The sequence below is a fragment of the Halomonas getboli genome (assembly GCF_023094245.1).
GTDB lineage: Bacteria > Pseudomonadota > Gammaproteobacteria > Pseudomonadales > Halomonadaceae > Halomonas > Halomonas getboli.
The window spans coordinates 139,142-157,243 of the sequence record NZ_JALMEW010000002.1 but is presented as its reverse complement, the minus strand read 5'-3'; the positions used below and the strand labels follow the sequence as shown (position 1 = coordinate 157,243).

The 18,102-nt window shown below is 69.6% G+C and carries 18 protein-coding genes; 5 read left to right on the top strand and 13 right to left on the bottom strand.

The window, feature by feature from the left end; genetic code table 11:
• From MYL53_RS05615 to bioB, 4 genes are read right to left on the bottom strand one after another with little or no spacing between them, the layout of a single operon-like run.
• Entirely contained in the window at positions 1-816 is an 816-nt protein-coding gene (locus MYL53_RS05615; RefSeq protein WP_247852630.1) for a methyltransferase domain-containing protein, read from the bottom strand.
• Complete coding sequence (locus MYL53_RS05610) at positions 813-1,568, bottom strand: alpha/beta fold hydrolase (protein WP_247852628.1); 756 nt, start codon at positions 1,566-1,568, stop codon at positions 813-815. Before MYL53_RS05610 ends, MYL53_RS05615 begins: the two co-directional genes overlap by 4 nt.
• On the bottom strand, positions 1,565-2,716 hold the full coding sequence (gene bioF / locus MYL53_RS05605) for an 8-amino-7-oxononanoate synthase (RefSeq protein ID WP_247852626.1): 1,152 nt from the start codon (positions 2,714-2,716) through the stop codon (positions 1,565-1,567). The genes MYL53_RS05610 and bioF overlap by 4 nt, the downstream gene beginning before the upstream one ends.
• Before the next feature lie 4 nt (positions 2,717-2,720).
• Complete coding sequence (gene bioB / locus MYL53_RS05600) at positions 2,721-3,818, bottom strand: biotin synthase BioB (protein WP_247852625.1); 1,098 nt, start codon at positions 3,816-3,818, stop codon at positions 2,721-2,723.
• Positions 3,819-3,888: 70 nt separating this feature from the next.
• On the opposite strand from bioB, the gene MYL53_RS05595 reads away from it, so the two are divergent.
• Positions 3,889-4,611 (top strand): ComFC family protein, encoded by a 723-nt coding sequence (locus MYL53_RS05595; RefSeq protein WP_247852623.1) that lies wholly within the window; start codon positions 3,889-3,891, stop codon positions 4,609-4,611.
• Positions 4,612-4,619: 8 nt separating this feature from the next.
• Here the strand turns inward: MYL53_RS05595 and MYL53_RS05590 are convergent, their stop codons facing one another.
• Positions 4,620-5,261 (bottom strand): LysE family translocator, encoded by a 642-nt coding sequence (locus MYL53_RS05590; RefSeq protein WP_247852621.1) that lies wholly within the window; start codon positions 5,259-5,261, stop codon positions 4,620-4,622.
• Between the two features lie 290 nt (positions 5,262-5,551).
• Between MYL53_RS05590 and MYL53_RS05585 the strand changes: the two genes are divergently transcribed.
• Positions 5,552-6,535 carry a serine/threonine protein kinase gene (locus MYL53_RS05585; RefSeq protein ID WP_247852620.1) on the top strand — a complete coding sequence of 328 codons (984 nt, stop codon included), beginning with the start codon at positions 5,552-5,554 and terminating at the stop codon, positions 6,533-6,535.
• A gap of 10 nt (positions 6,536-6,545) precedes the next feature.
• Here the strand turns inward: MYL53_RS05585 and MYL53_RS05580 are convergent, their stop codons facing one another.
• A complete protein-coding gene (locus MYL53_RS05580; protein WP_247852618.1) occupies positions 6,546-7,064 on the bottom strand; it encodes a hypothetical protein in 519 nt (172 codons plus the stop codon).
• A 228-nt stretch (positions 7,065-7,292) separates the two neighbouring features.
• Between MYL53_RS05580 and folE the strand changes: the two genes are divergently transcribed.
• The 3 genes from folE (at position 7,293) to MYL53_RS05565 (ending at position 9,865) form a co-directional block, all read left to right on the top strand.
• Positions 7,293-7,850 (top strand): GTP cyclohydrolase I FolE, encoded by a 558-nt coding sequence (folE, locus tag MYL53_RS05575; protein WP_247852617.1) that lies wholly within the window; start codon positions 7,293-7,295, stop codon positions 7,848-7,850.
• A 19-nt stretch (positions 7,851-7,869) separates the two neighbouring features.
• Positions 7,870-8,280, top strand: coding sequence for a dihydroneopterin triphosphate 2'-epimerase (gene folX / locus MYL53_RS05570; RefSeq protein WP_247852615.1), 411 nt, complete (start codon positions 7,870-7,872; stop codon positions 8,278-8,280).
• Between the two features lie 124 nt (positions 8,281-8,404).
• The gene (locus MYL53_RS05565) at positions 8,405-9,865 is read left to right on the top strand and encodes an NAD-dependent succinate-semialdehyde dehydrogenase (protein ID WP_247852613.1); all 1,461 of its coding nucleotides are present in this window, start codon (positions 8,405-8,407) and stop codon (positions 9,863-9,865) included.
• Positions 9,866-9,963: 98 nt separating this feature from the next.
• Here MYL53_RS05565 and purH read toward each other — a convergent pair whose 3' ends face one another.
• The 7 genes from purH to dsbD form a co-directional block, all read right to left on the bottom strand.
• The gene (gene purH / locus MYL53_RS05560) at positions 9,964-11,538 is read right to left on the bottom strand and encodes a bifunctional phosphoribosylaminoimidazolecarboxamide formyltransferase/IMP cyclohydrolase (RefSeq protein ID WP_247852611.1); all 1,575 of its coding nucleotides are present in this window, start codon (positions 11,536-11,538) and stop codon (positions 9,964-9,966) included.
• A 75-nt stretch (positions 11,539-11,613) separates the two neighbouring features.
• A complete protein-coding gene (gene fis, locus MYL53_RS05555) occupies positions 11,614-11,949 on the bottom strand; it encodes a DNA-binding transcriptional regulator Fis (RefSeq protein WP_247852609.1) in 336 nt (111 codons plus the stop codon).
• Complete coding sequence (gene dusB, locus MYL53_RS05550) at positions 11,946-13,004, bottom strand: tRNA dihydrouridine synthase DusB (RefSeq protein WP_247852993.1); 1,059 nt, start codon at positions 13,002-13,004, stop codon at positions 11,946-11,948. Before dusB ends, fis begins: the two co-directional genes overlap by 4 nt.
• A gap of 111 nt (positions 13,005-13,115) precedes the next feature.
• On the bottom strand, positions 13,116-14,030 hold the full coding sequence (prmA, locus tag MYL53_RS05545) for a 50S ribosomal protein L11 methyltransferase (RefSeq protein ID WP_247852608.1): 915 nt from the start codon (positions 14,028-14,030) through the stop codon (positions 13,116-13,118).
• 79 nt (positions 14,031-14,109) lie between these two features.
• Positions 14,110-15,450, bottom strand: coding sequence for an acetyl-CoA carboxylase biotin carboxylase subunit (accC, locus tag MYL53_RS05540; protein ID WP_247852606.1), 1,341 nt, complete (start codon positions 15,448-15,450; stop codon positions 14,110-14,112).
• A 29-nt stretch (positions 15,451-15,479) separates the two neighbouring features.
• Positions 15,480-15,953 (bottom strand): acetyl-CoA carboxylase biotin carboxyl carrier protein, encoded by a 474-nt coding sequence (gene accB, locus MYL53_RS05535; protein WP_247852604.1) that lies wholly within the window; start codon positions 15,951-15,953, stop codon positions 15,480-15,482.
• 236 nt (positions 15,954-16,189) lie between these two features.
• Positions 16,190-18,058 (bottom strand): protein-disulfide reductase DsbD, encoded by a 1,869-nt coding sequence (gene dsbD / locus MYL53_RS05530; protein WP_247852603.1) that lies wholly within the window; start codon positions 18,056-18,058, stop codon positions 16,190-16,192.
• Positions 18,059-18,102: the final 44 nt, after the last annotated feature.

Genomic DNA, 18,102 nt, shown 5'->3' with positions numbered 1-18,102 from the left:
TCAGCGTTCCAGGTCGAGCGTCAGAAGGTGGTAGGAGACGGGCAGGCCGTCCTCGGTGCGAAGCGTCTCGAAGCGGCGTGCGGCGCGGGCCACGTCGGCGCGCGAGAGCCGGGCGCCGTCGCGGGCCACCTGGGCGCCCACGCCCTTGATCGAGGCCATCACCGCGGCGAGGTCGGGATAGTGGAAGCGCTCGATGCGTTCCGTGACCTCGACGCCGCGGAAGCCGGCCGCGTGGGCGGCGCGGCGGTGCCGGGCGGCGTCGTGGAAGCCGAGCAGCGCGGCGGGGCGCTGCCAGGCCTGGCCGACCTCGCTCAGCGTGCCCGGCGCCAGGGTGTTGATCAGCGCTCGCCCGCCGGGGCGCAGCACCCGGCGAACCTCGGCCAGCACGGCGTCGAGGTCGGGACACCATTGGATCGCCAGGTTGGAGACGACCAAATCGAGGCCGCCGTCGGGCAGCGGCAGGTCGGCGGCGTCGGCGCACAGCCAGCCGATGGCCTCGCCATGGCGGCGACGGGCCTCGTCGAGCATGCCCGGGGCCAGGTCGAGGCCCTGGACCGCGGCCCCATCGTCCTGGCCAGCAGCGAAGCGCTTGGCCAGTTCGGCGGCGAGGTCGCCGGGGCCGCAGCCCAGGTCCAGCACGGCGCCGGCGCGTTCGGGCAGCCGTTCGAGAAGCCGCTCGGCCATGGCCTGCTGGGCCCGGGCGCGCTCGCGATAGTGCGGCGCGGCCCGCGAGAAGGCGTGGGCGACCCGGGCGCGCCAGTCGCGTTCCTGGGCGTCGGTGCGCGCGTCGACGGCGTGGCTCGGCTGGGCGTTCATGTGGTGTTCTCCGAGGCCGCGTCGGCGAGCGGCCGGGCGGGCGCGGCGGCGATGACGGCCAGCGCACGGGCGAGCCGTGCCGGCTGGCTGATCAGCGGGCAGTGGCCGGCCTCGGGCAGCCGCCAGTCGGCTCGCTCGCGCACCGCTGGGGCCAGCAGCGGGTCGGCCTCGCCGGCCAAGCGATGCACCGGGCAGGGCGGCGAGGCGAGGCGCTCGGCATTGTCGAGCTCGGCGAGCTGGGCGAGCCCCGCGGCCAGGGTGGCGGTATCGGCGCCGGCCTCGTCGCCGAGCAGGGCGCGCAGCCGGCGATGGGCGACACGGGGCGACGGCTCGCCGCCGAGCTGCCAGCGCAGGAAGTGGGCGTGAGTACCCGTCGGGTCGCGTCGGAAGGCCTGGCGAAACTGGGCCAGGGCGGCGCGGCTGACGCCCTCCGGGTGCGGGAAGCGCTCGCCCATGCCGAGCAGCACCAGGGCGCGGGGCGCCGGCAGCCGGTCGAGCAGGGCGCCGGCCAGCAGGCCGCCCAGCGACCAGCCGACCCAGACGGCGTCGCTCGGCAGCTCACTGGCCATGGCCTCGGCCAGGGCGTCCAGCGAGGCGGGATCACCGAGGGCTTCGCGCTCGCCGTAGCCCGGCCAGTCCGGCGTCGCGACCTCGAGCCCGTCCGGCCAGTGGCCGTCGAGCGCCCGCCAGAGGCGGGCGTCGCAACCCCAGCCGCTGAGCAGTACCAGCTTGCGCGTCGGCGAATCGCTCATGCGGTTTCCTCCCGCTGGCAGGCGGCCAGCCCGTCGAGCAGGGCATCCAGATCGTCGTCGCTGTGGCCGGCGGAGAGCGTGATGCGCAGCCGCGCCTCGCCTTTCGGCACCGTCGGGGCGCGGATGGCGCCGACCCGCAGGCCGGCGTCGCCGAGGCGGGTGGCCCAGCGCAGGGTGCGCTCGCTGTCACAGAGGCGCAGCGGCTGGATCGGCGTGGTCGAGGCGTCCAGCGACAGGCCCAGCGTGGCGGCCTCGCGGCGGAAGCGCGCGATGCGCTCATGCAGCCGGGCGCGGCGCTCGGGTTCGGCCTCGAGCACGTCGAGGGCGGCCAGGGTCGCCGCCGCCACGCCGGGCGGCTGGGCGGTGGTGTAGACGTAGGGTCGGGCGAACTGCACGAGATGCTCGATCAGCGCCTCGTCGCCGGCCACGAAGGCGCCGGCGCTGCCCATTGCCTTGCTCAGGGTGCCGACCAGCACCGGCACCTCGTCGACGCCGTGGGCCCGGCCGGCGCAGCCGTCGCCGGTCTCGCCGAGCACGCCCAGGCCGTGGGCGTCGTCGATCATCAGCCAGGCGTCATGGCGGCGTGCAGTGGCGGAAAGCCCCGCCACGTCGGCCACGTCGCCGTCCATGCTGAACACGCCGTCGCTGACCACCAGTGCCGGGGCGTCGCTTGGGGCGCGGGACAGCAGCCGCTCGAGGTCGTCGAGGTCGCGGTGATGGAAGCGCCGCGAGGGCGCGCCGGCGAGCCGGGCGCCGTCGATCAGCGAGGCGTGATTGAGACGGTCCTGGAACACCGGCGTATGGCGATCGCACAGCGCCTGCAGCACGCTGAGGTTGGCCATGTAGCCGGTGGAGAACAGCAGCGCCCTCGGGCGGCCGGTGAGCGCGGCGAGGCGCCGCTCCAGCGCCTCGTGAACGTCCTGATGGCCGCACACCAGATGCGAGGCCCGACCGCCGGCGCCAAAGCGTCGTGCGCCCTCGGCCTGGGCCTCGGCCAGCCGCGGGTCGCGGGCCAGGCCGAGATAGTCGTTGCCGGCGAAGTCGAGCCGGCCGTCCTCCGGCCCCAAGGTGGGGCGGGCGCGCCACAGCCCCTCGGCGCGGCGGGCCTCGGCCCGTTCGGCCAGGCGACGCGACCAGGTCTCGGCCATGGGATCAGGCCCCGCTGGCGTCGTAGAACAGGGCGTCGTCCTGGCGCTCGCGCATGGCGGCTTCCAGGGCGGCCTCGGTCTTCTCGTCGTCGGCGCAGGTCTCGCGCTGCTCCGGATGCAGGCCGAGCTTGTCGAACAGCGCCCGGTCGCGCTCCACCTGGGGGTTGCCGGTGGTCAGCAGGGTGTCGCCGTAGAAGATCGAGTTGGCGCCGGCCAGGAAGGCCATGGCCTGGGTCGACTCGTCCATCTGCTCGCGGCCGGCGGAAAGGCGCACGTGGCTCTTCGGCATCAGGATGCGGGCCACGGCGATGGCGCGGATGAAGTCCAGCGGGTCCATGTCCTCGGCGTTCTCGAGCGGCGTGCCCGGCACCTTGACCAGCATGTTGATCGGCACCGACTCGGGATGCGGCTCCAGGCGCACCAGCTGCTGGAGCAGGGCGGCGCGGTCGCGGGGCGCCTCGCCCATGCCCAGGATGCCGCCGGAGCAGACCTTCATGCCCGCCTCGCGCACGTTGGCCAGGGTGTCCAGGCGGTCGGCGTAGCTGCGGGTGGTGATGATCTCGCCGTAGTAGTCCGGCGAGGTGTCGAGGTTGTGGTTGTAGTAGTCGAGTCCGGCCTCGGACAGGCGCTTGGCCTGATCGACGTCGACCATGCCCAGCGTCATGCAGGTCTCGAGCCCCAGCGCCTTGACCTGGCTGACCATCTCCATCACCACCTCGAGGTCCTTCTCGCGCGGGCTGCGCCAGGCGGCGCCCATGCAGAAGCGGCTGGCGCCGGCCTCCTTGGCGGCCTTGGCCTGGTTCACCACCTTCTCGATCTCGAGCAGCTTCTCCTTGCCGAGCCCGGTGTTGTAGTGGCCGGACTGCGGGCAGTACTTGCAGTCCTCCGGGCAGGCGCCGGTCTTGATCGACAGCAGGGTGGAGACCTGCACGGCGTTGGGATCGAAGTGCGCGCGATGCACCTGCTGGGCGCGGAACATCAGATCGTTGAAGGGCAGCGCGAACAGCGCCTCGATCTCCTCGAGGGTCCAGTCGTGGCGAAGGTCCGGGCGGCTGGCTAGGGTCAGATCAACCGGGGCGTTGTCGTGGGGCTGGGCAGACATGAGGGGCTCGCTTATGGTCAACTTGGCACGAATTCGTGAGTTGACCGATAGGGTACGGAGACCGGTCGGCATGTCAACCTTGTGGCGTCATGAGGTTGACGACTGGCTGCGCCGCGCGCTGCCGGGTCGCTGCGCCTTCTGCCTGGGGGCCTGCACGCCCGGCCGCCCCTGGTGCGACGACTGCCACGCCGCACTGCCCTGGAATCGCGCGGCCTGCCCGGTCTGCGCCGAGCCGCTCCCCGCCACCGTCACCCCAAGGCCCTGCGGCCACTGTCTACGGCGACCGCCGGCCTACCTTCGCGCCCGGGTACCGCTGCGCTACGAGGGGGAAGTGGCCGGGCTGATGCAGCGTTTCAAGTTTCATGCCTCGCCCCGGGCCGGCACGCTGCTGCTGACGTTATTGGCAGAGGGGCTGGAAAAGGATATGACGAGCATCGAGCCGCCCCAGGCGCTGATTGCCGTGCCGCTGCATCCGCGTCGCGCGAGGGAACGCGGCTTCGATCAGGGCCGCTGGCTGGCCGAACGGCTGGCGGCGAGACTCGAGGTGCCGACCATCACGGCTCGGCGGCGCAAGGACACCCCGAGCCAGCGGGGCCTCGACCGTCGCGGGCGGCGGGGCAACCTGCGCGGCGCCTTCGAGGTGCCGCAGGCGCTGCCGCCGCGGGTGGCGCTGCTCGATGACGTGATGACCACCGGCGCCACCCTCGACGCCCTGGCCCTGGCGTGTCGACGGGCCGGCGCCGAGGAGGTCGAGGCCTGGGCGATTGCCAGGACGCCGCTGGAAACGCCTTGAGCCGGCGGCTAGGGCGAGGTGGCGATCAGCGAGCCGCCCGCGGCCATGAACAGTCCGCCGGTGGCGCGGTGGAAGCCCTTGGCCCGGCCGGGATGGCGGAACCACTGGCCGAGGCCCGAGCCCATGGCGGCGTAGAGCCACATCAGGCTGAGATCGATCACCGCCCAGGTGGCGGCGAGGATGGCGAACTGCACCAGCTGGGGCTCGCCCACGTCGATGAAGTTGGGGAACAGGGCGGCGAAGAACAGCAGGTCCTTGGGATTGCTGATGCCGACCAGAAAGCCCTGGCGGAACAGGCGGAGACTGGAGGTGTTCGCGGACGGGGGCGCCTCGTCGGCATCCGTGGCGTCCAACGGCGAGTCGTCGCCGGAGCGGCGCCAGGCCTGAATGCCGAGGATCACGAGATAGGCGCCGCCGACGAGCTTCAGCACGTGGAAGGCGGTCTCCGAGGCGGCCAGGATGGCGCCGAGGCCCAGCGACGACAGCACCATCAGGGCTAGCGAGGCCAGGGTGCCGCCGCACACGGTGGCCGCGGCGCGGCGGCGGCCGAAGCGCAGGCCGTGGCTGGTGCAGAGCAGGGCCACTGGGCCGGGGAAGATGATCAGGGCGACGATCACGCCGAGGTAGGTGATCCAGGTAAGCATTTCCATGGCGTGTCTCCGGCCGGAATGTCCGTGAAGGGCATCGGGCACCGTGCCGATGAAGGCACCAGCATAGGGCAGGCGCGGGGACGATTTCTAGCCGCTTTCTTTATCGGCGGTATCCGCGACGAGGGGCGCCGGGGGCAGGTTGTCGAGGGGGTTTTGGCCAAGAATGGCCAAAGTAGCGCCCAGGGATGGGTTCATAGCGCCCCTCGACAACCTGTCGACGGATCAGCCCCGAGAAGCCGTCAGGAGGATGGCTTTGTTACCATGGCGTTTTGCCTGCGACGAGAACGCCCATGACCGATGCGATTCATCCCTTTGCTCGCCTCGAGCCCGCCCGGGTCGTGGCGGCGGTGGAGTCCCTGGGCTTCTGGCTGCCGGGCGAGCCCTTCGCGCTCAACAGCTACGAGAACCGGGTCTACCTGGTGCACGACGACGAGCGTCGCCGCTGGGTGGTCAAGTTCTATCGCCCGAACCGCTGGACCGACGCCCAGATCCAGGAGGAGCACGACTTCCTGACCGAGCTCGAGGCGGCCGGGGTGACGGTGGCCGCCCCCTGGCGCGACGAGGCGGGGACGAGCCTGCATCGCCACGACGACTTCCGCTTCTCGCTGTTTCCCCATCTGCCCGGCCAGGCGCCAGAGCTGGACAATCCCGAGCACCTGTTCGCCCTCGGCGAGACCATCGGCGCCGTGCATGCGGTGGGCGAGCGTCGGCCCTTCGTGCACCGCCGTACTCTGGCGCCGCGGGAGATGGCCGAGGAGGCCGTCGAAACGGTGCTGGCCAGCCACTGGCTGACGGATCACCAGCGACCGGCCTATGAGCGCATCGGCGGGGGCCTGATGGAGGCGCTCGGCGCCCGGGAGTGGCCGGTGCAGCAGCTACGGGTCCAGGGCGACTGCCACCTTGGCAACATGCTGGGCCGCGACGAGCACTTCGCGCTGGTCGACTTCGACGACTGCCTGATGGCGCCGGCGGTGCAGGACCTGTGGATGCTGCTCACCGCCGAGGACGAGGGCGAGCGACAGATGCAGCTCTCCGAGGTGATCGAGGGCTACGAGCAGCATCGCGACTTCGATCGGAGCGAGCTGGCGCTGGTGGAGCCGCTGCGTGCGCTGCGGCTGATGCGCCACAGCGCCTGGCTGGTGGCGCGCTGGGAGGATCCGGCCTTTCCCCAGGCGTTTCCGTGGCTGGCGGATGCCGGCTACTGGGACGCCCACCTGCGCGAGCTCGAGCAGCAGCGGGTGATGCTGGACGGTACGACCCGCTGGCTTTCATAGGCGGTGCCGATTAGGGCTGGTCGGCGCTCTCGTCGGCGTCGTGCTGGCGGCGGCGGGCATTGATCTCCGCCGAGGGGTTTGCCTGCTGCTCCACGCTCAGCGGCCGGGTCAGCGTCAGCAGGAAGATGTCGTCCGGCGTCAGCCGACAGCGGTCGTCCTGACAGGCGGCGAGGCCCAAGCCGCCGTTCTCGTCGTAGGCGCTGGCGGTGAGCTCCCCGCTGTAGATGGCGCTGTTGGCGCCCGCGGTCTCGATGCAGGTCAGGGCGCTGGCGGTGAGACTTACGCGCTCGCCGTCGCGCCGGGCGTTGCCGGTAACGACGCAGTAGTCGGGGAGACGATGGCTACCTCGTTCGCCCTGCACCGGGTGCATCACCACGCTGTCGCGGCTCGGGGTCTCGGCGTCGAGGGTCAGGTCGTCGACCAGCGCCATCGCCACCCGGGCGTCGGCGGGCAGGGAGAGGGTGTCGCCCAGGGCCAGGCTCGGCAGGGTCAGGACGGTGGCCATCAGTAGAAGCGTCGGCTTGAACATGTCGGTGCTCGGCAGGCAGTGGGTCGATCATCAGGCTAGGGTCACCCTATCACAGCCGTCACGGGGCGGTGGGGCGCGGCACTGCGTCGAGCGGCACCTTGCGCTAGAATAATGCGTTCCCCGAGCCGCTAGTTGTACAAAAAGCGGTTTTTGAATAATTTATGTATAAGGTGTGTGGCCGGGCCATCGCCGACGCACCACTATCACGACTCTGCATGGGGCCTGACCATGACCGAACATCTCGCCAACCACTACCGCCAGATCATCGAGGGACTGGGAGAGGACCCCGAACGCGAGGGGCTCCGTGACACTCCCAAGCGGGCCGCCAAGGCCATGCAGTTCCTCAACCACGGCTATCAGCAGTCGCTGGAGGAGATCGTCAACGGCGCGGTCTTCGCCTCCGAGACCGATGAGATGGTGCTGGTGAAGGATATCGAGCTGTACTCGATGTGCGAGCATCACCTGCTGCCGTTCATCGGCAAGTGCCACATCGCCTACCTGCCGCGGGGCAAGGTGCTGGGCCTGTCCAAGTTCGCTCGCATCGTGGACATGTATGCCCGCCGCATGCAGATTCAGGAGAACCTGACTCGCCAGATCGCCGAGGCGGTGCAGCAGGTCACCGATGCCCGCGGCGTGGCCGTGGTCGTCGAGGCGCGCCATCTGTGCATGATGATGCGCGGCGTCGAGAAACAGAATTCCAGCATGACCTCCTCGGTGATGCTCGGTGCCTTCCGTGAGCACCAGAGCACGCGCCAGGAGTTCCTGACCCTGGTTCAAGGCCGCTGAGGCCGCTAAGGAGAGCGACATGCCACTGCACGCGCTGGGCGACGAGCACCTCGATCACGATCTGGCGACGATCCGCATCAAGGATCTGCGCCTGAGGACCTATATCGGCATCAAGGAGGAGGAGATCCAGAATCGCCAGGACGTGGTGATCAACATGGTGATCCGCTATCGCGCCGACAAGGCGGTGGCCTTCAATCACATCGAGCAGGCGCTGAACTATCGCACCATTACCAAGCAGGTGATCGCTCACGTGGAGGACAATCGCTTCCAGCTGCTGGAGCGCATGACCCGCGAGGTGCTCGATCTGGTGATGAGCGATGATCAGGTGCTGGCGGCCCAGGTCGAGATCGACAAGCCCCATGCGCTGCGCTTCGCCGACTCGGTGTCGATCACGCTCTCCGACTCTCGTGAGGCCCGCCGCCAGGGCTGACCGCCGTGGGCATGAGGGCCCAGGGTTGAACGCCGCTCACGGATGAGCGGTTGGCTTGCCGGGGGTCTTGCGCTTAGCATGAGGAGCATCCTCATGAAGAGTGGCCGCACGCCAGGAGTCAATCATGGAAGCCCTTAAGGAAACCCAGCTCTACTGTCCGTTCGCCTATATCGACGGCAGCTGGGTCGCCGCCGACAGCGGCGAGCAGATCGATGTGATCAACCCCGCCACCGGCGAGACGATGGGCAACGTGCCGCGGCTCGGCCGCGCCGAGACCGAGCGCGCCATCGCCGCCGCCGATGCGGCCCTGCCGGCCTGGCGGGCCCTCACGGCCCAGGAGCGGGCCGATATCCTGATGAAATGGCACGACCTGATGCTCGAGCATCAGGACGATCTCGCCATGATCATGACCCACGAGCAGGGTAAGCCGCTCAAGGAAGCCGCCGGCGAGATCGCCTATGCGGCGAGCTTCCTGCGCTGGTTCGCCGAAGAGGCCCGCCGGGTCTACGGCGAGACCATTCCCGCCGCTCAGGCCCAGCAGCGCATCGTGGTGACCAAGCAGCCGATCGGCGTGGTTGGCGCCATCACGCCGTGGAATTTCCCGGCGGCGATGATCACCCGCAAGGCCGGCGCCGCGCTGGCCGCGGGCTGCACCTTCGTGGTCAAGCCGGCCAGCCAGACGCCGTTCTCCGCCACCGCGCTGGCGCTGCTGGCCGAGCGTGCCGGGGTGCCGCGCGGGGTGTTCAACGTGGTGCCCGGGCGCGCCTCGGAGATCGCCGCCGCACTCACCGAGTCCCCGGTGGTGCGCAAGATCACCTTCACCGGCTCCACCGAGGTGGGCCGAGAGCTGATGAGCCAGGCTTCGCGCCACGTGCAGAAGATCTCGCTGGAGCTCGGCGGCAACGCGCCCTTCATCGTGTTCGAGGACGCCGACCTGGACGCCGCCGTGGAAGGCGCCATGGCCGCCAAGTTCCGCAACGCCGGCCAGACCTGCGTGTGCACCAACCGCTTCCTGGTGCAGTCCAGCGTGGTCAACGCCTTCTGCGAGAAGCTGGCGGTGGCGATGAACAGCGAGCTGAAGGTGGGCAATGGCAGCGACGATGACGTCAATATCGGCCCGCTGATCGACGACCGCGCGGTGGAGAAGGTCTCCGAGCACGTCCAGGACGCCGTGGACCACGGCGCCGAGCTGCTGCTCGGTGGCCATCCGCACCCGCTGGGCGGCAATTTCTTCACCCCGACGCTGATCAACGCCGCCAACGGCAGCATGAAGGTCGCCACCGAGGAGACCTTCGGCCCGCTGGCCGCGGTGTTCCCGTTCGACGACGAACAGGACGCCGTGGCCATGGCCAACGATACCGAGTTCGGCCTGGCCTCCTACTTCTACTCCCGCGATCTGAGCCGCGTATGGCGCGTCTCCGAGGCGCTGGAGTACGGCATGGTCGGCATCAACACCGGGCTGATCTCCAACGCCGCCGCGCCCTTCGGCGGCGTCAAGGCCTCCGGCCTCGGCCGCGAGGGCGGCCACCAGGGCATCGAGGAGTTCCTCGAGACCAAGTACCTGTGTATTGATCTGGGATCCTAGGTTCGAGCCTCCGGGCCGGAAGCATAAAGAACAACACCCCTGCAGCCAGGCTGCAGGGGTGTTGTCGTTTGGGGCGAGAGATCAGGCTGCCTCGCGCCTCAGTGCCTGAAGTGGCGCATGCCGGTAAACACCATGGCAATGCCGGCTTCGTTGGCGGCGTCGATCACTTCTTGGTCGCGCATGGAGCCGCCGGGCTGAATCACCGCGGTGATGCCGGCCTTGGCGGCGGCGTCGATGCCGTCGCGGAACGGGAAGAAGGCGTCGGACGCCATCACCGAGCCGGGCACGGACAGGCCTTCGTCGGCGGCCTTGATGCCGGCGATCTTGGCCGAGTAGACGCGGCTCATCTGGCCGGCGCCCACGCCGATGGTCTGGCCGTCCTTGACGTAGACGATGGCGTTGGACTTGACGTATTTGCCGACCTTCCAGGCGAAGGCCAGGTCACGCATTTCCTGCTCGCTCGGCACGCGTTCGGTGACCACGGTCAGCTCGTCGCGGCCGACCATGCCCAGGTCGCGGTCCTGTACCAGCAGGCCGCCGGTGACGCGCTTGAAATCATGGGCCTGTTCGCGTTCGCCGGGCCAGTGGGCGGAAATGTCGAGCAGGCGCACGTTCTTCTTCTCGGCGACGATCTCGCGGGCCGCATCCTCGACCCCGGGGGCGATGATCACCTCGACGAACTGGCGGTCGATGATGGCGCGGGCGGTCTCGGCGTCGAGCGGGGTGTTGAAGGCGATGATACCGCCGAAGGCGCTGGTCGGGTCGGTGGCGAAGGCCTTGTCGTAGGCCTCGAGCTGGCTGGCGCCGACGGCCACGCCGCAGGGGTTGGCGTGCTTGACGATCACGCAGGCGGTCTCGGCGAAGCTCTTCACGCACTCCAGGGCGGCGTCGGTGTCGGCGACGTTGTTGAACGACAGCGGCTTGCCCTGCAGCGTCTCGGCGGTGGAGACGCTCGGCTCCTGGCAGTTCGGATCGACGTAGAAGGCCGCGGACTGGTGCGGGTTCTCGCCGTAGCGCATGGACTGCTTCTTGTGGAACTGCAGATTGTAGGTGCGCGGGAAGCCGTCCTCGCCGCCCTCGACGCGCTGGCCGAGGTAGTCGGCGATGGCGGCGTCGTAGCCGGCGGTGTGTTCGAAGGCCTTGACCGCCAGGTCGAAGCGGGTGGCCTGCTGCATGCCGCCCTGGGCGACTTCCTCGAGCACGCGGCCGTAGTCGTCGGCGTCGACCACGATGGTGGTGTAGGCGTGGTTCTTGGCGCAGGAGCGGACCATGGTCGGGCCGCCGATGTCGATGTTCTCGATGGCGTCTTCGAGGGTGCAGTCCGGGCGCGCCACGGTGGCCGAGAACGGGTACAGGTTGACCACCACCATGTCGATCGGTGCGATGTCGTGCTCGGCCATCACCGCGTCGTCCTGGCCGCGACGGCCGAGGATGCCGCCGTGGATCTTCGGATGCAGGGTCTTGACGCGGCCGTCCATGATTTCGGGGAAGCCGGTGTGCTCGGAGACCTCGGTGACCGGGATGTCGCTCTCCTGCAGCAGGCGGAAGGTGCCGCCGGTGGAGAGCAGTTCGACGCCCTGCTCGCTGAGGCCGCGGGCGAAGTCGACGATGCCGGTCTTGTCGGACACGCTGATCAGGGCGCGACGAACCGGAGTGGTGGAGGCTTGGGACATGAAGGTCACTCTATTGGGCGTTGAGGGAGGATCGAAACGCAAGCGAGGGCGCTCGATGGCGCCCCCGCGGGAAAATCAGATCAGACCGTAGAGCTTCAGTTTCTTGCGCAGGGTGCCGCGGTTGAGGCCGAGCATCTCGGCGGCGCGGGTCTGGTTGCCCTGGGCGTGCTCGAGGACCGAGGCCAGCAGCGGCGCTTCGACCTCGGCCATCACCATGGCGTGGAGATCGGTGACGTCGCCGCCGTCGAGGTGGTCGAAGTAGCGTCGCATGGCGGCGTCGACGGCCTCGCGCAGGGGCATGTCACCGTGCGGATTCAGCGTGATGCCGTCGGCCTCGTCGAGGCGGTGGGAGGCGCGGGCATCCAGCTCGGTCAGCGCGGAATTCTGGTCAAGGGCTTGGCTGCTGGTCATGCGGCACAGGTTCCATCCGGCGTCATGGCCCGGGCGACACGGTGCGGCGCCGTGGCGGGGTCATGACGAAAGAGTTCGTCGATGAATCGGCACTGGTCAGCGGCGCTGTCCAGGCCGTTGAAGGTGGCCCGCAGGGTGCGTCGTCCGTCATCGTCGAGGCGAGCATCACCGGCCAGATACCAGCCGAGATGCTTGCGGGCGATGCGCACGCCCATGTGCTCACCGTAGAAGTCGTGCAGGGCCACCAGGTGGCCGTGGAGCACCGCCGCACGCTCGGCGTCGTCGGGCGCCGCGAGCCGCTGGCCGTGCCGCAGATAGTGGTCGATCTCGCGGAAGATCCAGGGATTGCCCTGGGCGCCGCGGCCGATCATCACTGCATCCGCCCCAGTATAGTCGAGGACGTGGCGGGCCTTCTCGGGCGAATCGACATCGCCATTGGCGAAGATCGGCAGGCTCACCGCGGCCTTGATGGCGGCGATGGTGTCGTACTCCGCCTCGCCGCCGTAGCGCTGCTGACGGTGACGGCCGTGCACGGCCAGCGCCTGGATGCCGGCGTCCTCGGCCAGCTTGGCCACCCGCACGCCGTTGTTGCTGTCGGCGCACCAGCCGGTGCGGATCTTCAGCGTTACCGGCACATCCACGGCGGCGACCACCGATGCGAGGATCTCGGCCACCAGCGCCTCGTCGCGCAGCAGCGCCGAGCCGGCGGCCTTGTTGCAGACCTTCTTGGCCGGGCAGCCCATGTTGATGTCGATGATCTCGGCGCCCATCTCGGCGTTGAGGCGCGCCGCCTCGGCCAGCATCTCGGCGTCGCCGCCGGCGATCTGTACGGCGCGGGGGCCGGGCTCGCCGCGATGGTCCATGCGCAGCCGCGACTTGCGGGTGTGCCACAGGGCCGGGTCCGAGGTCACCATCTCGCCCACCACCAGGCCGGCGCCCAGCCGGCGGCAGAGCGCGCGGAAGGGGCGGTCGGTGACGCCGGCCATGGGGGCCAGGATCACTCGGTTCGGCAACGCATGAGGGCCGATGCGTGGCAGGGAGCGTGAATCGGGCATGGTCAGGATCGGTGGTTCGAAGGGGGTCATATCATACGCCCACCGGCGTCCTGGGTGAAGGTGCCGCGTGCGGCACAGCGTCGCCCGGCGAGGTGAGCCGGGCGAGCCGTGTCAGGCGGCGCGGCGTCCGGTGAGGCGCACCCAGCCTTCGCGCACCTCTGGCTCGTCCATGATCAATCCACGCGCCTCGTAGGCCTCGCGCACCTCGTCGGCCTGGGCCTCGAGGATGCCGGACAGCGCCAGGCGCCCGCCCGGCGCCACGCGTCCGGCGATCTCGCCGGCCAGTTCGACCAGCGGCCCGGCCAGGATGTTGGCGATCACCACCGGGAAGCGCGCCGCGGTGTCGAGCTGTTCCGGATAGTGGAGCGCGAAGTCGTGTTCGGCGACGCCGTTGCGCTCGGCGTTGTCGCGGCTGGCCGAGAGCGCCTGGGGGTCGATGTCGGTGCCCTGGGCCGACGTGGCGCCGAGCTTGAGCGCGGCGATGGCCAGAATGCCGGAACCGCAGCCCACGTCGAGCACCTCGCGGCCGTCGAGCTCGCCGGCCACGGCCAGCGCGTCGAGCCACGCGAGGCACAGCGCGGTGGTGGGGTGGGTGCCGGTGCCGAAGGCCAGGCCGGGATCGAGATGCAGGTTGACCGCCTCGGGGTCCGGCGCCTCGTGCCAGCTCGGCACGATCCACAGCCTCTGGCCCATCTGCAGGGGCGCGAAGTCATCCATCCAGGCGCGCTCCCAGTCACGGTCGTCGAGCAGCTCGTGCTCGATCTCGGGGCAGGGTTCGCCGGGCATGGCCTCGGACCAGGCGCCGGCCAGGCGCTCGAGCATCGCCGGCAGGCCCTCGAGATCGTCGTAGAGGCCGGTCAGCACGGTTTCGTTCCACAGCGGCGTGGTGCCGCGTTCGGGTTCGAACAGCGGGTCGTCCTGGGCGTCCTGGAGGGTGATGGCGGTGGCGCCTTCGTCCAGCAGCAGCTCCTCGAGCAGGTCGGCCTGTTCGGGGGCGATGCGGGCCTTGAGTTGCAGCCAGGGCATGGGAACTCCCGGGAATCGCGTGGTGAAACGACGACGGGGCGGCCAGGCCGCCCCGTCGCCGGAGGAGTGTCGACCGGGCTCAGAGGCCCAGCTTCTTCTCCAGGTAGTGGATGTTGACGCCGCCCTGCTGGAAATAGCCGTCGCGGACCAGATCCTTGTGCAGGTCGGTGTTGGTCTTGATGCCTTCGACCAGCAGCTCGTCCAGGGCGTTGCGCATCCGGGTCAGCGCCGTCTCGCGGTCGACACCCCAGGTGATCAGCTTGCCGATCAGGGAGTCGTAGTGCGGCGGTACCGAGTAGCCGGTGTAGACGTGGGAGTCCATGCGCACCCCGATGCCACCCGGCGGATGGTAGAGGGTGACCTTGCCCGGGGAGGGCATGAAGGTCTTGGCATCTTCGGCGTTGATGCGGCACTCGAAGGCGTGGCCGCTGAGCTCGATCTCGTCCTGGCTCACGGACAGCGGCATGCCGGAGGCGATGCGCAGCTGTTCGCGGACGATGTCGACGCCGGTGACCATCTCGGTGACCGGGTGCTCGACCTGCACGCGGGTGTTCATCTCGATGAAGAAGAACTCACCGTTCTCGTACAGGAACTCGAAGGTGCCGGCGCCGCGGTAGCCGATCTCGATGCAGGCGTCGGTGCAGGCCTTGAGCACCTGGGCACGGGCGTCCGGGTCGAGGCCCGGGGCCGGGGCTTCCTCGAGCACCTTCTGGTGACGGCGCTGCAGCGAGCAGTCGCGGTCATAGAGGTGGATGGCATTGCCCTGGCCGTCTGCCAGTACCTGCACCTCGACGTGGCGCGGATTCTCGAGGAACTTCTCCATGTAGACGGTGCCGTCGCCGAAGGCCGAATGGGCCTCGGTGCGGGTCACGGTCACCGCGGAGAGCAGGTGGCCCTCGGTGTGCACCACGCGCATGCCGCGTCCGCCGCCGCCGGCGGCCGCCTTGATGATCACCGGATAGCCGATGCGGCGCGCGGTGGCGAGAATCTCGCCCTCGTCGTCGCCCAGCGGGCCGTTGGAGCCCGGTACGGTGGGCACGCCGGCCTTCTTCATCGCCGCGATGGCGCTGACCTTGTCGCCCATCAGGCGAATGGTCTCGGCCTTGGGGCCGATGAAGGTGAAGCCGGAGCGTTCCACCTGCTCGGCGAAGTCGGCGTTCTCTGAGAGGAAGCCGTAGCCGGGGTGGATGGCGCTCGCGTCGGTGACTTCGGCGGCGCTGATCAGCGCCGGGATGTTGAGGTAGGACTGCGCCGAGGAGGCGGGGCCGATGCACACGGCCTCGTCGGCCAGGCGCACGTGCATCAGATCACGGTCGGCCTTGGAGTGGACCGCGACCGTGCGAATGCCGAGCTCCTTGCAGGCGCGCAGAATACGCAGAGCGATCTCGCCGCGATTGGCGATGAGAACCTTGTCCAGCATGATGGGGTCCGCCAATGTGGGTGAAGGGATCAGGAGATGACGACCATCGGCTGCTCGAATTCGACCGGCTCGCCGTCTTCGACCAGGAAGGCCTCGATGACGCCGTCACGATCGGCTTCGATCTGGTTCATCATCTTCATCGCCTCGACGATGCAGATGGTGTCACCCTTCTTGACGCTCTGGCCGACTTCGGCGAACGCCTTGGCGCCCGGTGCCGGGGCGCGATAGAAGGTGCCGACCATCGGTGACAGCACTTCCTGGCCCTGGTAGGCCGGAGCCTGTTCCGCGGCGGGCTCGGCGGCAGCGGCCGGGGCCTGCGGGGCCGGAGCGGCGGGCTGAGCCGGAGCGCCTGCCGGCCAGGCGGGGGCCGGCGCCTGTGGATAGGCCGTGCCGTTCGGATGACGGCTGATGCGTACAGACTCTTCGCCTTCCTGGATCTCGATCTCGCTGATGTTCGACTCTTCCAGCAGCTCGATCAGCTTCTTGACCTTGCGGATATCCATATGACGTCGTCTCGATGGGTGAGTTCTGGGTAACGGCCGGCGCAGTCAACCTTGGCTAACTTGACATAGATCGCGACAAGATATCGTCTCTTGTCGTCTCTATCGGCCTCGAAAAGCGGTGTGGGCGGAGTTTGCCGAAATTCGTGAGCGATGTCCAGAGCCTCGAACGGCGTTCGTCAACGGGGGGCGAATTCCGCCCGAACGGCCGTCCGACGCCGGTCTGTCGCGGGCTGCGTTCAGCCCGCGGCGCGGCCATCGCCGAGCGAGGCCAGCACCGCCTTCAGGTGGCGCGCCAGCGGCTCGGCGTCGATCTCGCCCTGTATGCGTGCCTGGCGAAGTTCGCGGCCGTCGTCGAAGAATAGCAGGCTTGGCGGGCCGAACAGCCCGAAGTGCTCGAGCAGTGTCTGGCTGGCGGCGCTGGTGTCGGTGACGTCGACCTCGATGCGCTGGAAGCCGGCGAGGGCCGCCGCCACGGCGGGGTCGGGAAAGACCTCGCGCTCCATGATCTTGCACGAGATGCACCACTCGGCGGTGACGTCGACGAATGCCGGCTTATCGGTCGCGGCCAGTGCCGCCTGCAGCTCGTCGAGGCTCTTGACCACCTGGATCGGCTGCTGGCGCGGCTCGGCAGCGATGCCGACGCTGGCCGGCGTGTCCTGCCGGGCCAGCGGGCGCAGCGGGTCCTCGGCGCCGCGGGAGGCGCCGATCACCAGGGTCACGCCCCAGGTCAGCAGCAGGATGCCCAGCGCCTGGCGGGCGCGCGGCCAGCCCTGGGGTGCGTCCAGGCTCAGCGCGCCGATGGCCAGCGCGGTGCCGATGGCCAGGGCGGCCCACAGCAGCAGGGCGACCGGTCCCGGCACCAGACGCTCGATCAGCCACACCGCGACGCCCAGCAGCAGGATGCCGAAGGCGGCCTTGATGCCGTTCATCCAGGCGCCGGTGCGCGGCAACAGGGCAGGGCCGAAGGTGCCGACCAGCAGCAGCGGCACGCCCATGCCGAGCGCCAGGGCCAGCAGTGCCGCGCCGCCCATCGCCGCGTCGCCGGTCGAGGAGATGAATACCAGGGCGCCGGCCAGCGGCGCCGACACGCAGGGCGAGACCACCAGCACCGAGAGCGCGCCGGCCAGCGCCAGGCCGATCGGGCCGCTGTTCTGGGCGCGGGCCTGCCAGGCCTCGATGCGCCCGGACAGGCGCGACGACAGGCGCAGATCGAAGGCGCCGAACATGGCCAGGGCGAACAGCGTGAACAGCGTGGCGAAGCCGATCAGCACCGGGGCCGACTGCAGTCGGGCCTGGAGGTTGAGCCCGGCGCCGAAGCTGCCCATCAGCACGCCCACGACCGCATAGGTCAGCGCCATGCCGGCCACATAGGACAGCGACAGCGCGAAGGCGCGCGAGCGGCCGGGCCGCTGGCCGACGATGATCGACGACAGGATCGGGATCATCGGCAGCACGCAGGGGGTGAAGGTCAGCCCCAGGCCGGCGACGAAGAACAGCCCCAGCACCAGCGGCAGGCTGGCCTGCTTGAGCAGGGCGCTGAAGTGGCCGTCCTCGCTGACCGGGGCCGCGGGCGCGCCGGCGGCCGTGGCGTCAGCGTCGGGGGCAGTGTCAGGCGAGGCCGACCCGGTGACATTCAGGTCGGCGAAGGCGGCCGGCGCCTGACCCTCGGGCGCCTGCAGCGTGATGGTCTCCGGCGGATAGCAGAGGCCGGCGTCGGCGCAGCCCTGAAAGCCCAGCGTCAGCGTCAGCGGGCCGCTCGTCTCGCCTTCGATCGGCACCGCGAACACGACACGGTCGTAGAAGACCCGGACCTCGCCGAGAAATTCGTCGGTCTTGGCCTTGCCGGGAGGCAGCCGCGGCTCGCCGAGGGTCATCCCCGGGGTGGTGCTCTCGACGCTGAAGCGATGGCGGTAGAGGTAATAGCCGGCGGTGTTCTCGAAGCCGATCTTCAAGGTCTTGCCGTCGTGCCAGGCGCTGGGCTGGAAGGCTTCCTCGACCGGCAGGAAGTCGCCGTCGCTGTTGTCGTTGCCGAACCACTGTGCCTGGGCGATCAGCGGCAGGAAGAGCAGGGCGAGCAGGCAGAGCAGGCGGCGGGCGTGCAACACGGGGCATCCTTTCTCGTGGTGTCGGAGCAGATGTGACCGGCGGC

Excerpts from the sequence above, each read along its gene's own strand:
- MYL53_RS05580 (WP_247852618.1), bottom strand. The coding sequence starts at position 7,064 with ATGTTCAAGCCGACGCTTCTACTGATGGCCACCGTCCTGACCCTGCCG.
- MYL53_RS05565 (WP_247852613.1), top strand. The coding sequence starts at position 8,405 with ATGGAAGCCCTTAAGGAAACCCAGCTCTACTGTCCGTTCGCCTATATC.
- accC (WP_247852606.1), bottom strand. The coding sequence starts at position 15,450 with ATGCTGGACAAGGTTCTCATCGCCAATCGCGGCGAGATCGCTCTGCGT.
- MYL53_RS05595 (WP_247852623.1), top strand. The coding sequence starts at position 3,889 with ATGTCAACCTTGTGGCGTCATGAGGTTGACGACTGGCTGCGCCGCGCG.
- MYL53_RS05590 (WP_247852621.1), bottom strand. The coding sequence starts at position 5,261 with ATGGAAATGCTTACCTGGATCACCTACCTCGGCGTGATCGTCGCCCTG.
- folX (WP_247852615.1), top strand. The coding sequence starts at position 7,870 with ATGCCACTGCACGCGCTGGGCGACGAGCACCTCGATCACGATCTGGCG.
- dusB (WP_247852993.1), bottom strand. The coding sequence starts at position 13,004 with ATGCCCGATTCACGCTCCCTGCCACGCATCGGCCCTCATGCGTTGCCG.
- prmA (WP_247852608.1), bottom strand. The coding sequence starts at position 14,030 with ATGCCCTGGCTGCAACTCAAGGCCCGCATCGCCCCCGAACAGGCCGAC.
- purH (WP_247852611.1), bottom strand. The coding sequence starts at position 11,538 with ATGTCCCAAGCCTCCACCACTCCGGTTCGTCGCGCCCTGATCAGCGTG.
- MYL53_RS05585 (WP_247852620.1), top strand. The coding sequence starts at position 5,552 with ATGACCGATGCGATTCATCCCTTTGCTCGCCTCGAGCCCGCCCGGGTC.
- fis (WP_247852609.1), bottom strand. The coding sequence starts at position 11,949 with ATGACCAGCAGCCAAGCCCTTGACCAGAATTCCGCGCTGACCGAGCTG.
- MYL53_RS05610 (WP_247852628.1), bottom strand. The coding sequence starts at position 1,568 with ATGAGCGATTCGCCGACGCGCAAGCTGGTACTGCTCAGCGGCTGGGGT.
- MYL53_RS05615 (WP_247852630.1), bottom strand. The coding sequence starts at position 816 with ATGAACGCCCAGCCGAGCCACGCCGTCGACGCGCGCACCGACGCCCAG.
- bioF (WP_247852626.1), bottom strand. The coding sequence starts at position 2,716 with ATGGCCGAGACCTGGTCGCGTCGCCTGGCCGAACGGGCCGAGGCCCGC.
- accB (WP_247852604.1), bottom strand. The coding sequence starts at position 15,953 with ATGGATATCCGCAAGGTCAAGAAGCTGATCGAGCTGCTGGAAGAGTCG.
- bioB (WP_247852625.1), bottom strand. The coding sequence starts at position 3,818 with ATGTCTGCCCAGCCCCACGACAACGCCCCGGTTGATCTGACCCTAGCC.
- folE (WP_247852617.1), top strand. The coding sequence starts at position 7,293 with ATGACCGAACATCTCGCCAACCACTACCGCCAGATCATCGAGGGACTG.